Source organism: Dyadobacter sp. 3J3 (assembly GCF_009801115.1).
Classification (GTDB): Bacteria; Bacteroidota; Bacteroidia; order Cytophagales; family Spirosomataceae; genus Dyadobacter.
Genome location: NZ_VTOL01000008.1, coordinates 201407 through 221693, shown reverse-complemented (window position 1 = coordinate 221693; position 20287 = coordinate 201407). Strand labels below are relative to the sequence as shown.

Genomic DNA, 20287 nt, shown 5'->3' with positions numbered 1-20287 from the left:
CTATGCGGCCGGGGTCACTTGTAAAGGATTCGCTTGAAATTTTATAGGTTTTTCTTTGTTGATTTGCTTTTCATGAATTAAGTCACAAATGGACTGGATCAACATAATTTCATCCACTGTCCATTCCCGATGGTTCATAGTATCTTCCAGGCCAAGAAATCCTGCCCATTGTTTTTTGTAGAAAAAAGGAACGGCAAGAATAGATTGTATGTCCCGGTTTTGAAACATACGCTGCTCACCTTCTGGTAATTCTTTCAAAAGATTTGCAATCGGCTGGCGGTTTTCGAAAAGTTTATCCCAGCGTTTGAAATAGGGATACCAGGCAGAAGAAGAATCCTGGAGATACGTTTTATCCTGATTATAAACTCCGGGAGCCCGGTATTCATTTGTTTTGACGATACCCAACAAGGTATCAGGAAGCTTCACTTTTTGGCAAATGTAGGCGCGACTTACACCCAAAGCTTCTGTTAAAAGACTTAGAGTATTCATTACGCAGCACTCTTTTTCATTTTTATAATTGAGAGACGTTAATTCTTCCTGACATCTTTCTAAAACGCGCTCATGAAAACTTTGCTTGTTCTGATCAATTTGAGCTAGCCGGACCAACGCGTTTTGCTGCCACTTGGCCAACGTTGTTTCCATAGCTTCAAGCCAGGAAAGTTTGTTGGCGCTGGTAATATAAAAGTTGGTTGCCAGGATCGACAAAGCTTTATCTGCATTAACAGGACATACGCCTTCGGCCATGACAAGGCATGGAATCTGATTTCCCAGGACACTTACTAGGTCGGAAACTTGACCGTCGGGAAGTATGCAATTGGAAATTACAAGATCAAATTTGTCGTGGTAACAAGCCTGGAGTGCGAGCTGTTTGGTAGGAGCAATTTTAATTTTATAGATATAGCCAGCCGCTTTCAGAGATTCGACTATAAGGCTCTGCCATTCATTTCGAATCGAAACGATTAGTAATTTTAAGGGTTCCATGAAGTTAATCTTTACGTTGGTCGGGTTCAAAACCACTATATAAAAACACTGGGATGATCAATGTGAAAATAGCGAAACTACACGTTACATGTGTTTTTCATGAATCAATTCGGATACTGATTTGAGAAAACTGATTTCAGAACTGGACCAGTCTCGTGGATGCATGCTATCTTCAAAACCGATGAACCCGTCCCAGGTTTCGTTGTAAGAAATAGGAATGGCCAGAAAGGACTGCATATCCCTCGTTTGCCACCAGGATTTTTGATCGGGCTCCAAAGCTGAATATTTAATCTGGACCGGTTTATGTGCGGAAAAGGAGCTATCCCAGCTTTTATAGTAGGGGTAATTGACACTAGAATTTTTTCTATTTTTTGAGGCCACACCCGGCGCGCAAACTTCAAGTGTCTGAACGATTTCCGTTGCTTGATTTGCCGATCCATACTTGCGACAAATATAAACCCTGCTTATATCCAGCACTTCGCGAAGCAGGTCCAGCGTATTTAGTACTGCGTTTTCAGTGGATTCATTTCCCGGGGAAAGTTCTTCGGCACAGCGCAAAAGCGCAGTTTCAAAAAGATTGTTATAATTTTGATCAAATAAAGCAATACGTTCTTTCGCAGCATTTTCCCAGATTGCCATGGTATTTTCAAGATGTGTAAGCCAGGAAATGGATTCAGAACAGCTTATGTAATAATTGGTTTCGGGAATAAAAAGTATCGATTCGGCCGTGAAAGGGCATTTTCCTTCCGCCATCACCAGGCAGGGAAGCAAATCTCCAAGCACGCTGACCAAGTCAGTAACCGGCCCGTCAGACAATTTGCAATTGGAAATCAACATATCAAATTTGTTCTCGCCACAAGCTTGCAACGCATTTTGCTTGCTATCTGCATGGGTAATTTCAAAGCTGTAATTTGCTTCGGAAAGTGAGTTTTCTATAAGGGTTTGAGATTTTCCTTTTAATGATACTACCAGTAATTGCAAGGGTTCCATTGAGTGAATTTGTAAAGGGTTGTGTTCCAAATAGCCTTAGCTTTTTCGGATAGATGTATATTTTACGATGTAATGTGTGCAGAATGACAGATCAATTACTGTCGCTGGTGAAATCAATAAAAACGAAATGGCTAATATATTTGTCTGAAAGGTGTCAGTGACGTGTGTAAGGAATACAAAGATAGTAGAGTCCTTAAATTTTCAAATTTTATTTACGGAAAAAAGAAAGGAAAATCTTGATTTTTTTAAACTTTTCAAGTTTTCCGGTTATACGCCAAAAACGGCGTTTCAGACTATCGGGTCAACAAATTTATTTTTTTACATTAAAATATTATCAATGGCATCTATTGGTGCGGGGATGTTTTCTTCATTCAGCATATCCCTTAAATCGATTTCAATAATCCGGCAAATCGCTGTCATCGGGACATCATTAATCGCATTTTCAAACGGATTTTCACTGGTATCCCCAACCACTTCCATCGTATGAAAAATCCAGGCAATCACCACATAAAGAGGAATTCCCAGCCAGACTGTCGTTCCGTTAAGTTTGGCAAATTCTGTTAATAGTCCAAAGGGTAAAATCAGGATAAATAACCATACGAATAATTTGCTGTAATAGGCATATTGCCTTGGAAATGGAAAACTTTTAATAGCCTCACAGGCTCCCTGATGATTGTAGAATTCCTGGGCCAGTTCCATCAAACGGCGATGCCCTGTTTCTGAGATACATCCCTGTTCTGCCAGGTGTGTTATCCTTGCCGTTTGCTTTTTCATAATCTGGGTGGCAACATTTTTTTTTCTGGCGTAACTTTCGGCTTCGATTTCAGGCAAAAATTGAAGCAATATTCCTGTAACATCGGACGAAACCTGGGCATGGTTGTCTTTTCCTACTACTTTGTGCGCAACCGTACTAGTATCTCCCCAAACACTTTTCCGGCGAAGTTGAATTCGAACTGTGTTGAGATAAGCAATGTGACGGTATATGATTTCTTCCTTAATTTGGGCGGTTTCCTCCGTTGAACGATCGGTCGATGTTATGAAAGAAGTGATATAAGCTCCAAAACTGCGGCTGGCATTAATCATCCCTCCCCAGGAACGCCTGGAATCCCAAAGTCTGGAATAGGATGCATTATTTTTAAATCCAACCGAAAAAGCGACTGCCGTACCGATAAGTCCGATGGGTACAAAAGATACACCAATGTGTATTTCAAAATAAAAGTTCAGTAGAAAAAGACTGCTTGAATAAATGAGGAAAAACAAAACGGAACGCCATGAAAACTTAAAAATAAGGTTCAGCTTGATTTCTCTTGCGGTATACATTTTTCGTAACGTTAATAATGTGGCTTGTAATGGGTTTGGAGTTACAAGTTTTTAATTTCACTGCCGTTTTCGGGGAGGTTTGATCCCGAAGCTGAAAATATGCCACTTGAAGCAGATGATTCTTAATCTGAAATTTTGATTCCATTTTTTTAACTTTTAGAAATGGATAGTATTTTTTGACTTTTACCTAATAACACAATGTATTATTAGTAAAAGTATACTTATGGTTAATGAAACATTGCAGTTTTAATATGTTATAATTATAGGTATTATGGTTTCTGGTAAAATATTATTTCATTAATTGGCTTATAATCAAATGAAATGCTATCTTTTTTCCTTGAAATTAAGTTAATGTTAAAGTGCCATAAATTCAATTTTGAATATTGACGGTTTGAAGTACCGAATCAACAGGTTCAGGTATATTTTTGTCAGTTTCAGCAATGATTTGTATCCGCCCGGAAATTTTAGTCAGGATATTTACAACAGAATCTACGCAAAAGCTTATGTAGCAGACGGTATTCGGCTCCTATTTTTGTTTGTAGCGTAACAATGAACTAAACGTTTTAACCCTCAAAAACTTCAATACTAATGAACGCGAACAAGTCACTTGCACGTCGTTATTTTTATCAGATCATGAACGGAATGAATGCGGAAACTGCGCATGAAATTCTTTCCGAAGATTTTGTTTTCACCCTGCCGACACATCCGGAACCTTTCCATGGTCCCGACGGATTTCTGGGTTTGGTTGGTATGTTGCACGGAGCTTTTCCGGATTTCTATATCAATCCACAAGAAATGGTAGCGGGGGACGATTGGGTTGTTACACGCTGGATTGGTGGAGGTACGCATTCCGGAATACCGCTTTTGACTGTGAAAGGTAATGTGGAAGCAAGTGGTAACTTCTTTGAAATTGACGGAATGACATGGCACACCATTAAGGATGGGAAAATTGTCGAATCGATTGGTCATGAGGATACACTTGGATTGATGCTGCAACTTGGTGTATTGCCAAGTGACACTAAAAAAGTGGAACCGGATCTTGTTGCCAATAAAAATCTGGCAACCCGTTATTTTGAAGAAATCATGACGCAAGGTAAACTGGAAGTGATCGAAGAAATTCTTGATCCTGAATTTGCGTTCATTATTCCTACACAGCCTGAGCCGATCAAAGGGTACGAAGCCTTCACTGGTTTTGTTAAATACCTGCACAATGCTTTCCCGGACATCAAGTTCACTGTCATGCGCCAGACTTCGGAAGGCAATAAAGTGGCATCCCGTTGGAGTATTGCCGGAACGCATGAAGGCGAATTCCTTGGAGTTCCAGCGTCAGGACATCATTTGATCGACTATGGAATCGATATTTTTACAATCAAAAATGGTAAAATAATTTCTGTTCATGTCAATGAAAACGACTTTGGACTGATGCAGCAATTAGGCGCTATTCCATCCTGATTTGTTATTCTCCTCTTCTTAAAAACCTCACTGTTATGTCTGAATTAGAAAAAAACAAGGCGATTATACGCCGCTACTGGTTCGAGCTTTGGAATGAAAAGAGAGCCGAAGTGTTGGATGAGATTGCGATTGAAAACGTTGTTTTTCATTTTCCCCAAGGTCAGGCGCACAAACCTGCAACATTGAAAATCTGGTTTGAAACGGCGCTGATTGCATTTCCGGATGTTCATTTCACATTACATGATGAACTTGCTGAGGGCGACAAAGTCGTTAGCCGCTGGTCATATGAAGCTACCAATACCGGAACATTTCTTGGTCGTGAAACGACGAGCATAAAAGTAACAGATCTTGGAATTGATATTTTCCGTATCGAAAACGACAAGATCGTTGAAATGTGGGTTGCTCAGGATAGTCTGGGTTTATTACAACAACTAAAAGTGCTTCAATAATAATTGCGCATTCCTTGGTACTCCAACAATTTAAGAAAGACCACAACAACCCTTTTAATTAATAAAAACCATGTCTTATACTGCCGAACAAAACAATGCAATCTGCGTTGAATTTTTTGAAACTGCCTGGAATACAGGTGTTATTCGTGAAGATTTGTTATCAGAAGATGCGATCGACCATTCTCAGGTTGGAGGCAAAACAGTAAGCGAGCCAGGTTCGGGAAGCTTCAAACACATCGTTGGTATGTTTCGTGGCGGAATGCCGGATGCAGCGATTAGTATCGAAGATGCCATTTTCGCAGCCGACAAAGTAGTTCACAGATGGAGATTAAACGGAACGGATACGCAGGGAATTATGGGGATGCCACCAAGCGGAAAACACATTTCCATGACGGGAACAACAACAGTTCGTTTGGCTGACGGCAAAATTGCTGAACGCTGGGCTAATGTTGATGAGCTTGGTTTGTTACAGCAGCTGGGTGTGGTGCCGCCACCTCCGGGAGCAAATTGAAAAAATAATACAGCCTTGTGATTACGTATACATTATAGCGTTAATTAAAAATGCTGTCGTTTTTCAATCTGAAAAAGACTTGAATTAGTTAACCCATACTTCAAACATCAGTGTTTATGTCTAAGAAAATATTAGCAGTTCTTTCCGAGTACGGTTATTGGGGAATAGAGCTGGTTGGCCCTCTTGAAAAATTGGAAGCTGCGGGATACACCGTGGAATTTATTACGCCTAACGGAAAAAAAGCAGAGGCCTTGCCACCAAGTTACGACACTACGTATGTTGATCCTCCGCTTGGCACTTGTGTAACCACACCGCTTGCAGCAGAAAAAGTGATCGCTTTTGAAGCCACAAACCGGTTGGAAACAAGACAAAATCTGTCTGAGGTTATTCCGCAGCGACCTTATTTTTCTACACCTGATTTTTTAAGAGCATTCGAAAAATATTACAGCGATCTTAAAATTGCTCAGGACAAAATCACCGAAGAATACGCCGCTGTCCTTTTGGTAGGCGGTAGCGGACCGATTATTGATATGGTTAATAATCAGCGCGTTCACGATTTGATCCTTGGATTTTATAAGAAAAATATGCCGGTTGCCGGAATTTGCTACGGTGTGGCTCCGCTTGTTTTCGCCCGCGATTTTAATGAAAGAGATTCGATCATCAAAGGAAAACACGTAACAGGTCATTGCATCGAGTATGATTATCATGACGGAACCGGATTCCTTCATACTGATTTGAACATGGGGCCACCGCCTTACGTTTTGGAATATATTCTTTCCGATGCTGTTGGGCCAGATGGTAAATACCATGGAAATTTTGGAAAAGAAACATCTGTAATTGTTGATTATCCATTCATTACAGCCCGCTCATTGCAATGTTCATTTGAGTTTGGCGATCAGTTTGTAAACGTACTGGATAAAGGTCTGACTCGTTATGGCTGGTAAAACCGGAAATCAGAAAATAATTGAACAATTCCTGGCTGACGGCATGGATCATATGTTCGGAAATCCCGGTACAGTGGAGCAAGGTTTCCTAGATGCACTGGCCGAATATCCGGAAATGAAATATATTCTGACGCTTCAGGAAACCATCGCGGTCATGGCTGGTGACGGATATGCGCGTGCAACGCAGAAGCCAACTTTGGTTCAGTTGCACAGCTCGCCCGGAATCGGAAATGCGGTGGGCGCAATTTACCAGGCCAAACGCGGACATGCTCCATTGGTGGTGATCGGTTCGGATGCAGGTGTGAAATACCTGAACATGGACGCGCAAATGGCCAATGATCTGGTAGGTATGATGGCACCGGTGACGAAATTTTCAACGATGGTAACGTCTTCAAAATCTGTTTTGCGGACGTTGAGAAGAGCGATTAAAATTGCTTCTACACCACCGATGGGACCGGTCTATGTTTGCCTTCCGATGGACATTCTGGATGAAATAAATGATGAGCCGGTGTTTCCGACATCGATTCCTTCAACCCGCGTAGCACCTGCTGATGAGCTCATTATACAGACAGCCGAAATATTGCTTGCTGCTAAAAAACCTATGATTTTTGTAGGCGACGGAGTAGCTTATTCAGGAGCTGTGCCGGAACTTACAAAAGTTGCAGAATTGCTTGGTGCTGAGGTATATGGTGTAGAATTTGGAGATTTGGTAATGGACAATACACATCCGCTTTATCAGGGATCTACGGGCCATATGTTTGGAGAATTTAGTCTGCCGATTACCCAAAAAGGGGACGCGAACCTGATTGTTGGAACCTACATGATGCCGGAGGTTTTTCCGGGATTGGATGATATTTACGCTCCTGATGCGCAGGTCATCCATATTGATTTAAACGCTTACGAAATCGCTAAAAATCATCGTGTTGACCTTGGAATTGTAAGCGATCCTAAACTTTCCCTGAAACAATTGGCGGATGCTATTGAAGAGCTAATTACCGACGAACAGAAATCAGCTGTCGCCGCAAGAGTAGAAGAAATCGGAAATTTGAAGTCTGAAAAACTGGCGAAAGAAAAGCAGGTAGATTTGGATCAGATTGGAAAATCGCCGCTTCATATGTCGCAGTTTGCTTCTGTGCTAGCTGAGAAATTACCGGCGGATGCAATCATTTTTGATGAAGCCTTAACCAATTCTCCTCCGATAACCCGCTACATTCCACCAACAATTCCGGGACATTATTTCGCAACACGCGGAGGTTCTTTGGGCGTGGGTTTTCCGGGTGCAATTGGTGCGAAAATGGCGAATCCTGATAAAACAGTAATTGGATTTTCCGGAGATGGTGGCAGCATGTATACCATTCAGGCCTTGTGGTCTGCGGTACGTCACAATACCGGTGCTAAGTTTGTTGTCTGTAACAACGGTTCTTACAAACTGCTTCAACTAAATATTGATGTTTACTGGAAAGAAAGAGAAATTCAGGGCCATAATCAGCCTCTGCCTTTTGATCTTTCTTACCCGGCTATTCGCTTCGATTTATTGGCTCAATCACTCGGTGTTGATTCAGTTCGGGTTGAAAAGGAAGAAGATATTCCTGCTGCGATTGACCGAATGCTGGCTGACGATAAGCCATTTTTGATCGACTTGGTTCTAGAAGGAAATTATAAGACAGATTGGGTAGTAACCAACTGTGCGCAATAAAAATCTTAAATCCCTCCTCTACATAAAGTTATGGATTCTGATTCGAAGTACGATTACATTATCGTGGGCGCAGGTGCCGCAGGAAGTGTTCTGGCAAATCGTCTGAGCGCTGATTCGGCCATCAAAGTTTTGCTTGTCGAAGCTGGTGGCGCGGATCAAAATCTGGCCATCAAAGACCCCGGCGGCTTTGTAAGTCTATGGTTTTCTGATCTGGATTGGGCACTGAAAACGACAAATCAGCCTGGATTAGCCGATCGTTCGATTGTGATTAACCAGGGAAAAGTGTTGGGTGGAAGTTCTTCGATCAATGCCATGATGTATGTGCGTGGAAATCCGGGAAACTTCGAAGCTTGGAAAGCACAAGGTGCAGATGGCTGGAGTTATGAGGATCTTTTGCCCTACTTTATCAAACTGGAAAATTTTGAAAACGGGGCTTCGGAATTACATGGGACCGGCGGAGAATTATCAATTCGAGATTGTCCGGATGACGTAATGCGCTCTGAACATTTTTTGAAAGGGGCGATGGAACTTGGTTACGACGGGCCAAACTGGGATTACAACGGTTCCCGTCAGGAAAATGGTGCTGGATTGCTACAATTCCATATTACAGGAAATGATAAGCGTGATAGTGGAGCCTCTGCTTTTCTTGATCCCATCATTTCCCGTGAAAATTTAATGGTATTGACAGGCTGCCAGACTACCAAAATAATCATCGAAAATAAGACAGCAACCGGGATTGAATTTATAAGTAATGGTGCGGTGAGCCAGGCTTTTGCAAAGAAAGAAGTTATCATTTCTGCTGGCGCGTTGGCTTCACCAAAATTACTTTTATTATCAGGAATCGGGCCAGCTGCTGAACTGGAAGCTTTGGATATTAAAGTGGAAACGGATCTGCCTGGCGTTGGGAAAAACCTTCAGGATCATTTGCAGCTTCCTATGATTTTTCGTTCCAAAATTGAAATGCCGCAAACGACACTTTTGACAGGAAATGTACTTTTTGTTAATACAAAAAATGACGGTGGCCTGGTGGATTTACAGCTGAATTTTACACCAAGTTTGCCAGGACCGTTGGCTCCGTTATTACCGGATTTTGGCGGGCCGATCTGTATTTTTCTTCCCATTCTGGTGCAGCCGGAAAGTAGGGGTGAAGTGACTTTGTCATCAAAAGATCCGCTGGAACCGGCTGTTATCAATCCACATTATCTTGAAAAAGAGGCTGATGTTGAAGTGTTGAAAAACGCAGTAGAACTTGTTCGGAATCTGGCTGCAACTACTGCATTCCAGGAACTGAGTGGAGGAGAAGTAGCTCCGGGAGAAGCTGATATTACGGATTATATCCGGTCACAAAGCTCCACCTTATGGCATCCTGCCGGAACTTGCCGCATTGGAAAAGATCCACTGGCAGTGGTTGATCCTAGGCTTAAAGTGCACGGAGTGAATGGTTTGCGCGTAGCGGATGCTTCTGTTATGCCAACGGTAACCAGCGGAAATACGGTCGCTTCCAGTTTCGTTATCGGTGCCAAAGCGGCGGATATGATCCTCGAAGATCATTTAAATGATTAGAAATCTAGTATTCAAACATAAAATTTAGAAGCAATGCTTACTGAGGAATCGATAAAGGAATTAGCTACCGAATGGTATAAAAAACTGGACGTGCACGTACCAATGGTTGAGGTTTTACCACACCTGGCCGACAAAGAATTGGAAATGGTTTTTCCGGAAGCTACGGTGTATGGATATGCCGGATTTGAAGGCTGGTTTCAACGGGTGATCCGTATTTTCTTTGACGAAGTTCATACGGTAAAAGTTGTTGAACCTGTCATTACCGGAAATACTGCGACTGTAAAAGTGGTGGTGCAATGGGAAGCCAGCGTATGGAATGCGCCGGAAGCTTATAGCAAAAGAATCAAATGTGATGCGTTTCAAACCTGGGAAGTGAAGGGACTGGACGGCAAAGCGATCATCACAAAATATATCGTTGACGGCCTGGAATACCATGAAGGTTCGGCAACACTGTAATTAGAACATCGCATTACTCAACGTTAGAGCAGGATCTGTCAACAAAAGGCAGGTCCATGTTCATCCTGAAATAACCACTTTTTTAAAATATTGAAACGATGAAAAACGTACCGGATACCAAATTGGGGAAAATGTACAAAGAGCATATCCAGCATATTCTTGACAAGAATATCGAAGCGCTTTTGGACCAATATACAGACGACGCCACGCTGATCAGTAGCTTCTCGAAATCTCCGGTAATTTATCAGGGAAGAGAGCAGGTGAAAGAACATATGCAGGGAATTTTGGGCATCGACGGTCTTGAAACGGATATCGTTTTTTGGGCTGAAACAGAAAATCCGGAAACGCTTATGATCACAGAACAGATTACGATGACGGCTGGCGGAGCCAAAAGTGAAATGCGTTTTGCAGATAGCTGGGTTTTAAAAGACGGAAAAATCGCTATTCACTTTGCCGGCATGGTGCAGCACCCGGACGGGACTCTAGCCTAATTCTATCACTCCTCAACATACAAGACATGAAACTTGCCGGAAAAAAAATCGGAATTCTCTTTGAAGCCGATTACTTCGAAAACGAAATTTTCTATTACAAATACCGCTTTCCGGAAGAAGGCGCCGAGATCCATTTTCTGTCCCGGCTTTGGGGAAATGACAAAATAACCTTCACCGGTCACGAGTACAAAGTGCCGATGGATTGTTACGAATCCTTTGAAAATATGAGCGATGAAGAATTGCGCAGTTACAGCGCGATCATCGTTCCTTCCGGTATGGTTTCAGACCGACTTCGCTATACCGAAGACGTAGAAAAAATTCCGCCGGCAACCGAATTTCTTAAACGTGCTTTTGCAGAAGAAACCATCCTGAAAGGAATAATTTGTCACGGTTTGTGGCTGACAGCGCCTGCAACGGAACTGGTAAGAGGCAAAAAGCTGGTTTGTCACAACAACCTGATCGGTGATGCAAAAGCATATGGAGCAATTTATACCAATGAAGATGTGGTGGTGGACGGAGATCTGGTAACGGGTCGTTCGGGAGGACACGCACATTTATTTGCCAAGAAAATAATTGAGATTTTATCAGAATCGACTAAATACTGAAACCATGGAAGCATCCTTTTTTCATTTGGCGGTGACGGTAAAAAATCTCGCAAAATTCGAAGCTTTTTACGCAAAACATTTCGGTTTTAGAAGAGCCAGGGTGATCAGTCTGGGAGACGATGCCGAGCTTGTTTTTCTTAAAAACGATCATGGATTTTACTTCGAAGTTTTTCCTCCCGAAGAAACCCGTCCATGCCCTATGGCAGAAGCCGACGGTCCGCATTATCCAGGTCTTCGTCATTTTGCTTTCAGCGTGGAAGATGTGGAAGCAAAACTGGAAGAAATGGGATCAGACGCTGTAGTGACACTTGGGCCGCTTCATTTTGATGATGTGATTCCCGGTTGGAAAACGGTTTGGCTGAAAGATCCCGAAGGCAATATCATAGAAATTACGCAAGGTTATAAAGATCAGGAAGATCTTCTCTGACCCACATAGAATTGAATTATTCTCATCTGAAAATTTAAATCAATAACCCTTTTTATCTACTCAAATGAATATAGACTTCACCTTTTCAGACACCATCGCGGGCTATGTGTATGGCTTCAATCCACAGGAACGCTGGTTTCTTTTAGAAACTTCGGACCAGAGGAAATTCAAGGTAAACCTGATTCCTTCGACATATGCACGCGGAACGCGTAACCTTACAGAAGGATGGCAGAACCCGGGCGAAATCGATACTTTCTTATCTACCAGCGGACAGTACGTTTTTGCTTACGGTACGTTTTATCCAAATGCAGGTCAGGATTCAGCAACTTTTGAAGCGCAGCAGCTTGTGTTTCCGGGAAATGAGCCGTCCGCTTATCGTCATGAAGAACAAAACTGGTGGATTGAGCAAATTAGTTCTATCGCTACGAGTTATTTGAAATGGCAGTTTAACTATCCACAAGACGAAATTAATTACAAGAACTACCGCACGATGCTGCATCTGGGTGGTGCTAAAAAAGGAGATTATCTTCAGGAAACAGACACAATTTCCCGTATGGTTTACGGATTTGCTTCGGCTTATTTGTTGACAGGAAAAGAAGAATTTCTGGAAGGTGCAGAACTGGGAACGGAATACCTTCGTGACCACATGCGCTTCTTTGACCAGGACGACGATCTTGTGTATTGGTACCATGGCTTGAAAGTGGAAGGCCAGAAGGAAACAAAACTTTTGACTTCTGAATTTGGTGATGATCTGGATTCGCTTCCTATGTACGAGCAGATCTACGCACTGGCAGGACCAACGCAGACATACCGCATCACGGGAGATCCTAAAATCCGTTTTGATATTGATAAAACAATTGATCTTTTTGAAAAATATTTCAAAGATCATGACGGCGAAGGTTATTTCTCTCACCTTGACCCGATTTCTATGGATGCACACGAAGAGTCATTGGCTCATAACCGTGCCCGTAAAAACTGGAACTCGGTTGGTGATCACGCACCGGCTTATCTGATCAATTTGTATTTGGCAACAGGCGAGAAAAAACATGCTGATTTCCTTGAATATACCTTTGATACGATCACAAAATATTTCCCTGATTATGAAAACAGTCCATTCGTTCAGGAAAAATTCCATGAAGACTGGAGTAAAGACCAGACCTGGGGATGGCAGCAAAATCGTGCGGTAGTAGGGCACAACCTGAAAATTGCATGGAATCTAATCCGTCAGCAGTCTCTGACACCAAAAGACGAATACCTTGCTTTTGCGAAAAAAATCGCGGAACTAATGCCATCAGCTGGTTCGGATCAGCAACGTGGCGGATGGTATGATGTGGTGGAACGTGTAGCCAAAACCGGTGGAAAACACCAGTTTGTATGGCATGACCGCAAAGCATGGTGGCAGCAGGAACAAGCGATTTTGGCTTACCTGATCATGTACGGTGTTTTGGGTGATGAAGACTACAAAAAATACGCTCGTGAATCTGCTGCTTTCTACAACGCGTTTTTCCTTGATACAGACGATGGCGGTGTATATTTCAACGTATTCTCAAACGGTATGCCTTACCTTTTAGGAACGGAACGTTTCAAAGGAAGTCACTCGATGAGTGCGTATCACAGTACTGAATTGTGTTATTTATCAGCGGTTTATATCAATTTGCTGATTACAAAAGAGCCGACTTATTTCTACTTCAAACCGTATCCGGGTGGGTTTAAAGATAATATCCTTCGCGTTTCGCCGGATATTCTGCCACAAGGAAGTATCTACATCAGCGAAGTATTTATTGACGATGTTCCATACACAAATTTCGATGCGCAGGCGCTGACAGTTACCTTGCCGGAATCTGACAAAGCTGTTCGTGTGAAAGTACAGATCAGTCCTGCCAAGTAGTTGTAAAAACATACTAACGAAATTCCTATGAAAGTTACAATTAAAGACTTCGACGACATCGCTGTTGTCGAAGTAGAAGGCAACATTGATAGTAAAACGGCTCCCGAATTTGAACGGAGTACGAAACTGGCAACGGAAAAATCAAACATCATCGCGATCGATCTGACCGGAGTTGAATTTATGTCCAGCGCCGGGCTGCGGGTACTTTTGATGCTTTACAGAAATGTAAAAGCCAAAGAAGGAAAAGTGGTTTTGGTAGGAGTTTCGGAAGAAATTCAGGATGTAATGTCGATGACGGGGTTTATCAACTTTTTCAAAATCGTTGAAAAACAGGATGAAGCACTTTCCTTTTTAAAACAGGATTAGGCCATGGCGACAGACATACGCATAGATTATTATCCGACCCACGAACAGGAAGGGATTAAATTCAGAAGAGGTCATGTGCTTCCGTTTGGTGCGACAATGGTTCCAAATGGTATCAATTTCAGTATTTATTCCAGTGAGGCGATTGATTGCACGCTGGTTTTATTTGAAAGAGGGGAATCTGCACCCTTTGCTGAAATCCGTTTTCCTGAGGAATTCCGTACAGGAAATGTATATTCAATGATCGTTTTTGATCTTGATTATGAAAGACTGGAATACGGTTATCGAATGGACGGTCCTTTCAATCCTGAAAAAGGCCATCGTTTTGACAAAAGTATTATCCTGAGCGATCCGTATGCGAAAGCCATCGGCGGACGCGATACCTGGTTGGCAAAACCAAACTGGGACGACATTTATCCTTACCGTTCACGTCTTGTTTTTGAAGATTTCGACTGGGAAAATGACCATCCGCTGGAAACGCCGATTGAAGATCTTGTGATCTACGAAATGCACGTTAGGGGATTTACACAACACCCGTCTGCGGAAGTCAAAAATCCCGGTACGTTTGCAGCCATTCGCAGTAAAATCGCTTATCTGAAAGAACTGGGTATCAACTGCGTTGAACTCATGCCGATCTATGAATTTGATGAGTGGGAAAACAGTAAGGAAAATCCGGTCACCGGCGGTTTGATTGTCAATTTCTGGGGATATAGTACTGTTAATTTCTTCTCGCCGAAAGCGGGATATGCGGCTACCGGGAAGTTTGGAATGCAGGTTGACGAGTTGAAAACGCTGATCAAGGAATTGCATAAAAATGGTATAGAAGTCATGCTGGACGTAGTATTTAACCATACTGCCGAGGGTGATCACCGTGGACATACGATTTCTTTCCGCGGAATTGACAACAAAACATATTACATGCTGACGCCGGAAGGTTATTATTTCAACTTTTCCGGAACAGGAAATACGTTGAATTGTAACAACCCCGTTGTGCGGAATATGGTACTGGATTGCCTTCGTTACTGGGCTGCTGATTATCATATTGACGGTTTCCGTTTTGATCTTGCGGCTATTCTTGGCCGTGACCAGAACGGTGCGCCGCTTAGCAATCCGCCACTTTTGGAATCTCTGGCACATGACCCGATTCTGGCAAAATGCAAACTGGTTGCTGAGGCCTGGGATGCGGGAGGATTGTATCAGGTTGGATCATTTCCTGCTTATGGTCGCTGGGCTGAATGGAATGGAAAATACCGTGATGGTATCCGTAAGTTTTTGAAAGGTGATGATGGATTAGTTGGCAAAATGGCCCAGCTCGTTCAGGGTTCTCCTGATCTTTATTACTACCGCGGACCAACAGCCAGTATCAACTTCATTGCTTGTCATGATGGGTTTACCTTGTATGATCTTTTCGCTTACAATGAAAAACACAACATCGCCAACGGTGAAAACAATAATGATGGTGGAAATGATAACGATTCCTGGAATCACGGCGTAGAAGGAGAAACCGAAGATGCTGGCATTAATCAGCTTCGTCATCGTCAGATCAAAAATGCACTTTCAATCCTGATGGTTAGTCAGGGCGTTCCGATGATTCTTTCAGGAGATGAAATGGGCGTCACGAAATATGGTAACAACAATACCTATTGTCACGATAACGAACTGAACTGGACCGACTGGGGATTACTGAAAAAGAATGCCGATATCTACAATTTTGCCCGCCACATTCTGCGGTTCAGAAGAGCGCATCCGGTACTGAGAAGTGCGACGCATTTCCAGCACAGGGATTATGTTGGCAGCGGATTTCCTGATATCAGTTTCCACGGAACACAAGCCTGGAAGCCAGATTATTCTGATTCCAGCAAATGCCTTGCGTTTATGCTGGACGGTGCCCATGCCAAAAACGGAACGATCCAAGATGACATGATTTATGTCGCGATGAATACCTATTGGGATGCTCTTTATTATGAACTTCCGGTATTATCGGCGGGAAGAAACTGGTACCTGGCCGTAAATACAAGCATGCCGTCGGGCGAGGATATTTTCGAAATCGGCAAAGAACCAATCCTGAGCGAACAAGGAAGATTCCTGGTTGGCGGAAGGTCGACGATCATTCTTGTTGGTAAATAGATGTTAGCTTTTAGGTATTAGCGAGTAGTTTCGACTATCAACCAGCTAATCGCCAACAGCTAATCGCTAAAAACTTTTAAAAAACTATAAAACAAAAAATACTCATGGCTTTCAAAATAGATTCTGTTGTCGCTGAACCGGTAGCAACGTTAACACTGGTAGGAGAGCTTGACTCCCTGTCGGCAAGAGTTTTCCAAACGGAAATTGAAAAACTGACTACCAGGTCTATCACGACACTGGTACTGGACATGGAAAAACTTGATTTTATGTCATCAGCCGGACTTCGTGTACTTATTTTTTCAAAACAAAAAATAGGCGTTGGGCTTAACATTTTTATTGTAAAACCACAGGAATTAATCATTGATACGCTCGAAAAAACGGGCCTTCATCACAGTGTAACAATTGTCGATCAATATCCTGTATAGATCCTATGGGCATGGAAACCAGAAGTTTTCCGGGTAATGTAGATTCTCTGGACCCATTGCGGGACTGCATAGGAGAGCTTGCGCAAGAGGCTGGATTATCCAAGAAATCTACTTACAATCTAAAAGTGGCGATCGACGAAATCGCTACGAATATCATCTTGTATGGTTATGAAAGTGAGAAGATTGAAGGAACATACCGTTTGCTGAGTGAAATCACGGAAAACGAGTTGATCGTCATTCTGGAAGATGATGCCAAACCATTTAACCCATTGGAAAATGAACTGCCGGATGAGCTCGATCTGTCGGTTCCTCTGGAAGAAAGAGAAATTGGAGGGTTAGGTATTTTTCTGACAATCAATGGCGTAGATGATTTTTCTTACGATTTCTCGACAGGTAAGAATCGGAATAAATTTATAATGAAAAAAGCGTAAAAGTAAATAATAATATGGTCGATATTACCACGCTGTCCAATCCTTTTCCCGGGCTAAGAAGCTACGAATATGAAGACCATGCTTTATTTTTTGGCAGGGACAGTCATATCAGAGAGCTTCGTCAAAAGCTGCTTGGAAGTGGCTTTCTTGCGCTGATTGGCTCTTCGGGTAGCGGTAAATCTTCGCTGATAAAAGCGGGGTTAATTCCTTCTTTGGAAAAATCCATTGAGGAAAAAGAGGCATGGACAGTGGTGGTTTTCAAGCCCGGCGCACATCCTGTGCGTAACCTGGTTGGTGCTTTGTACGCGCAGCTTAGAAAAATGGCAATTACCGATGTGCCGGAAGAATTATCTGAAACCGAATTGTCGCTGAATAGTGCTGAAGAATTGGTTTTGAAGCTTGTTTCCGCTTTGGGCGGAAACAAGCTTTTACTGGTTATCGATCAGTTTGAAGAAGTATTCCGGTATGAGATGGCTGTGGGCGGTGACCGGGAAACAAGAGCCGAAGCGTCTGTTTTTATCGAAATAATTCTAACCCTGATCAACCCGGAACATGCGCTCGCCTATGCGGCCATTACGATGCGTTCGGATTATCTGGATCATTGTACCGATTTTAAAGGATTGACCGAAGCGATAAATCTGGGTTACTATCTGCTTCCAAAAATGACACAGCGGGAAGTCCGGGAAGTGATCGTGAAACCGATTGAGACTTCGGGAGCAGAAATTACGCCGGAACTTGTAAAAATTCTTCTTTTGGAAATTGAGAATAATCCTGATTCTTTGCCGATTCTGCAACATGCTTTGCTTCGTACGTGGAACAAATGGAGTGCTACGCAGTTGACAACCGTGCCCATTTCTGTAATTGAATATGAGGCAATTGGCACGATGAAAAATTCGATTACAGTCCATGCAGAGGAAATCTATAATCAAAAGCTGGATGACAGAAGGAAAAATGCCGCTGAAAAATTATTCAAAACACTAATCGTACTCGGTGCAAATGATGCGCCAACATTACGTCCAACACCACTTAAAGATCTTGTTAAAATTACAGGCGTTCCTGAATATCAATTAATTGATGTGATAGATGCGTTTCGTGAAAGAGGCGTTTCTTTTCTTTCGCCGCACCAGGGAATATTTCTGAGCCCTGATACCATTATTGATCTTACCGCTGAGCGAATTCTGAATCTTTGGAAACGGCTAAGTCGCTGGATTGATGAGGAACTTGAATCGGCAAAACTTTACAAACAACTAAGCACAACGGCCCTTCTTTATAATGATGGAAAAGCAGGTTTGTGGGTCAACCCCGAATTACAGCTTGGGTTAAAATGGCAAAAAGAAAATAAACCAACCGCTGAATGGGCAAAAAGATACGACCCATACTTCGAAAGAGCGATTAACTATCTGGAATACAGTAGAAAAGAATATGAGTTTGCCGTTAAAAGCCAGGCTGATAAACAAAGAAAAGCGCTGACTCAAAGTCGGTATCTGGCGATTATGGGTATCGGATTGGCAATTGTTGCAACGGTTGCTGTGCTATATCTAACTTATTTACAGGCGGAGACAAAGCAGGCTTTAAAAGAATCAGACATTAAAGAACAGGTGGCCCAAACGGAGCGGAAACGTGCGGAAGAACAATCCAAAGAAGCTGTTGTCCAAAGTAAAATTGCCGAGCAGCAACAGGAGATTGCTGAACAGCAGAGGCTGTTAACGGACGAGCAAAAGCAGATTGCATTTCAGCAAAGAGAGATTGCTGTTAAAAAAGAGAAAGAAGCCGTACAAGCAACACTTTTTGCAAATCAGAGTGAAAAGGTGGCCAAAAAAGCTTTGGAAGAAACCCAACAGCAGAAGAGAATTGTAGAGAACGAAAAACTGGAAGTTTTAAGACAAAAGGTAAAAGTGGATACGCTGGTCCTGGTTGCAAACAGACAACGAGAAAAGGCGGATGCCGCAACAGACAAAGAAAAACAGCTCAGGTTACTTGCAGTGGCGCGGTCTATTGCGATACAATCCTATCAAATGCCTGAAAGTAAGGATGATATCGCAGCACTTTTGGCTTTGCAGGCTTATCGTTTTAATGATAAGGATGCGAAGGATTCTCCTGATGTTTTTAACGCACTTTCAAAACTGGCTGAGTCTAAAACGGTTTTAAGAAGACATACGGACATCGTCAGGTCGATCTCAATCAATGCTGATCATACAAAATTGGCTTCCGCCAGTGAAGACGGCACGGTGAAAATCTGGTCGCTGGCCAATATGTCGCAAAAGCCTGAAAGTTTCCCGATCCCGAAAGGCGTGAACAAAGATTTGAGGTCTGTATTATTTTCTGCCGATGGGAAAAATGTTTTTGCCGGAAGCAGTGACGGACGTCTTTTTGGGTGGAATAATGCGCTGGCAACAGCTCCTCCAAAAGTGATAAGGGCTCAAAATGCACCGGTGAATACCTTGCTTTACAACAATACAAATCTCATTTCAATTAGCTCGGAAGGTGGTATTCGTTCCTGGAAAGTGAATGGAAACGCACTGGATTCAATTCAAAATGTCCATTCCCGACATGCACTTTTGTGCGCAGCTATCAGTCCGGACGGTGAAGTTCTAATGTGTGGTTCTACGGGAGGTAAAATCCTGGCCTTTGATTTGAGTGATTTGAAAAAAGATCCGCTTGTTTACAACGGACTGGAATTTGGTAACCAGGTTTCTTCTCTGGCTTTTAGTCCGGATGGAAAAAGACTTATTACCAGCAATAATTACGGTTCAATTTATGCCTGGAATCTTAAAAATAATGCCATTAACGGTAGAGGAAGTTCTATTACCGGAAGACATACGTCGGCCGTGAACAGTATCATTTTTTCACCAAATGGTAAAAAGATGGCCAGTTGCAGTTTTGACGGCTCCATCCACATTTGGAATTATAAAGATATACTGTTGCAACAGCAGCCGGTTGTGATCCGCGACAATGATAATTGGGTAATGGACCTGTGTTTCACAGCCGATAGCAACAAACTCATTTCCTGTGGTGCCGACAAATCTGTTCGGGTTTGGGATATTAACACCGATCTGCTTTATGCAAAAGTTCTATCCATGGTAAAGCGAAATTTTACTACCGACGAATGGAATACCTATATCGGAAAAGACATTGATTATCAGAAAACAATCAGGGAGTAATCTCTAA

19 protein-coding genes are annotated in these 20287 nt (G+C 42.5%); 16 read left to right on the top strand and 3 right to left on the bottom strand.

Going from position 1 to position 20287, the window contains the following annotated elements; translation table 11 throughout:
* The 3 genes from FZF08_RS18435 to FZF08_RS18425 all read right to left on the bottom strand — a co-directional run bounded on the left by FZF08_RS18435 (position 1) and on the right by FZF08_RS18425 (position 3291).
* Complete coding sequence (locus tag FZF08_RS18435) at positions 1-981, bottom strand: hypothetical protein (protein WP_159471416.1); 981 nt, start codon at positions 979-981, stop codon at positions 1-3.
* A gap of 84 nt (positions 982-1065) precedes the next feature.
* On the bottom strand, positions 1066-1971 hold the full coding sequence (locus FZF08_RS18430) for a GAF domain-containing protein (RefSeq protein WP_159471414.1): 906 nt from the start codon (positions 1969-1971) through the stop codon (positions 1066-1068).
* Between the two features lie 318 nt (positions 1972-2289).
* The gene (locus FZF08_RS18425; RefSeq protein ID WP_159471412.1) at positions 2290-3291 is read right to left on the bottom strand and encodes a bestrophin family protein; all 1002 of its coding nucleotides are present in this window, start codon (positions 3289-3291) and stop codon (positions 2290-2292) included.
* Between the two features lie 588 nt (positions 3292-3879).
* On the opposite strand from FZF08_RS18425, the gene FZF08_RS18420 reads away from it, so the two are divergent.
* The 16 genes from FZF08_RS18420 to FZF08_RS18340 all read left to right on the top strand — a co-directional run bounded on the left by FZF08_RS18420 (position 3880) and on the right by FZF08_RS18340 (position 20280).
* A complete protein-coding gene (locus FZF08_RS18420) occupies positions 3880-4743 on the top strand; it encodes an ester cyclase (RefSeq protein ID WP_159471410.1) in 864 nt (287 codons plus the stop codon).
* Positions 4744-4778: 35 nt separating this feature from the next.
* On the top strand, positions 4779-5192 hold the full coding sequence (locus tag FZF08_RS18415; protein WP_159471408.1) for an ester cyclase: 414 nt from the start codon (positions 4779-4781) through the stop codon (positions 5190-5192).
* Between the two features lie 70 nt (positions 5193-5262).
* On the top strand, positions 5263-5703 hold the full coding sequence (locus FZF08_RS18410; protein WP_159471406.1) for an ester cyclase: 441 nt from the start codon (positions 5263-5265) through the stop codon (positions 5701-5703).
* A 116-nt stretch (positions 5704-5819) separates the two neighbouring features.
* Complete coding sequence (locus tag FZF08_RS18405) at positions 5820-6647, top strand: type 1 glutamine amidotransferase domain-containing protein (RefSeq protein ID WP_159471403.1); 828 nt, start codon at positions 5820-5822, stop codon at positions 6645-6647.
* Entirely contained in the window at positions 6637-8343 is a 1707-nt protein-coding gene (locus FZF08_RS18400) for a thiamine pyrophosphate-binding protein (RefSeq protein WP_159471401.1), read from the top strand. The genes FZF08_RS18405 and FZF08_RS18400 overlap by 11 nt, the downstream gene beginning before the upstream one ends.
* A 30-nt stretch (positions 8344-8373) precedes the next feature.
* Complete coding sequence (locus FZF08_RS18395) at positions 8374-9906, top strand: GMC family oxidoreductase (protein ID WP_159471399.1); 1533 nt, start codon at positions 8374-8376, stop codon at positions 9904-9906.
* A 33-nt stretch (positions 9907-9939) separates the two neighbouring features.
* Positions 9940-10362 carry a hypothetical protein gene (locus FZF08_RS18390; protein WP_137339918.1) on the top strand — a complete coding sequence of 141 codons (423 nt, stop codon included), beginning with the start codon at positions 9940-9942 and terminating at the stop codon, positions 10360-10362.
* A 98-nt stretch (positions 10363-10460) separates the two neighbouring features.
* Positions 10461-10853, top strand: a complete 393-nt coding sequence (locus tag FZF08_RS18380; RefSeq protein WP_159471397.1) for a nuclear transport factor 2 family protein — start codon at positions 10461-10463, stop codon at positions 10851-10853.
* A 26-nt stretch (positions 10854-10879) separates the two neighbouring features.
* On the top strand, positions 10880-11458 hold the full coding sequence (locus tag FZF08_RS18375) for a DJ-1/PfpI family protein (protein WP_159471395.1): 579 nt from the start codon (positions 10880-10882) through the stop codon (positions 11456-11458).
* Positions 11459-11462: 4 nt separating this feature from the next.
* Entirely contained in the window at positions 11463-11885 is a 423-nt protein-coding gene (locus FZF08_RS18370; RefSeq protein ID WP_159471393.1) for a VOC family protein, read from the top strand.
* Between the two features lie 64 nt (positions 11886-11949).
* Entirely contained in the window at positions 11950-13773 is a 1824-nt protein-coding gene (locus tag FZF08_RS18365) for an AGE family epimerase/isomerase (protein WP_159471391.1), read from the top strand.
* Positions 13774-13800: 27 nt separating this feature from the next.
* The gene (locus FZF08_RS18360; protein WP_159471390.1) at positions 13801-14139 is read left to right on the top strand and encodes an STAS domain-containing protein; all 339 of its coding nucleotides are present in this window, start codon (positions 13801-13803) and stop codon (positions 14137-14139) included.
* A gap of 3 nt (positions 14140-14142) precedes the next feature.
* Entirely contained in the window at positions 14143-16263 is a 2121-nt protein-coding gene (gene glgX / locus FZF08_RS18355) for a glycogen debranching protein GlgX (protein WP_159471389.1), read from the top strand.
* A gap of 104 nt (positions 16264-16367) precedes the next feature.
* Positions 16368-16688 (top strand): anti-sigma factor antagonist, encoded by a 321-nt coding sequence (locus FZF08_RS18350; protein ID WP_159471388.1) that lies wholly within the window; start codon positions 16368-16370, stop codon positions 16686-16688.
* An 11-nt stretch (positions 16689-16699) separates the two neighbouring features.
* A complete protein-coding gene (locus FZF08_RS18345; RefSeq protein ID WP_159471387.1) occupies positions 16700-17119 on the top strand; it encodes an ATP-binding protein in 420 nt (139 codons plus the stop codon).
* A 14-nt stretch (positions 17120-17133) separates the two neighbouring features.
* The gene (locus FZF08_RS18340; protein ID WP_159471386.1) at positions 17134-20280 is read left to right on the top strand and encodes a hypothetical protein; all 3147 of its coding nucleotides are present in this window, start codon (positions 17134-17136) and stop codon (positions 20278-20280) included.
* Positions 20281-20287 lie beyond the last annotated feature (7 nt).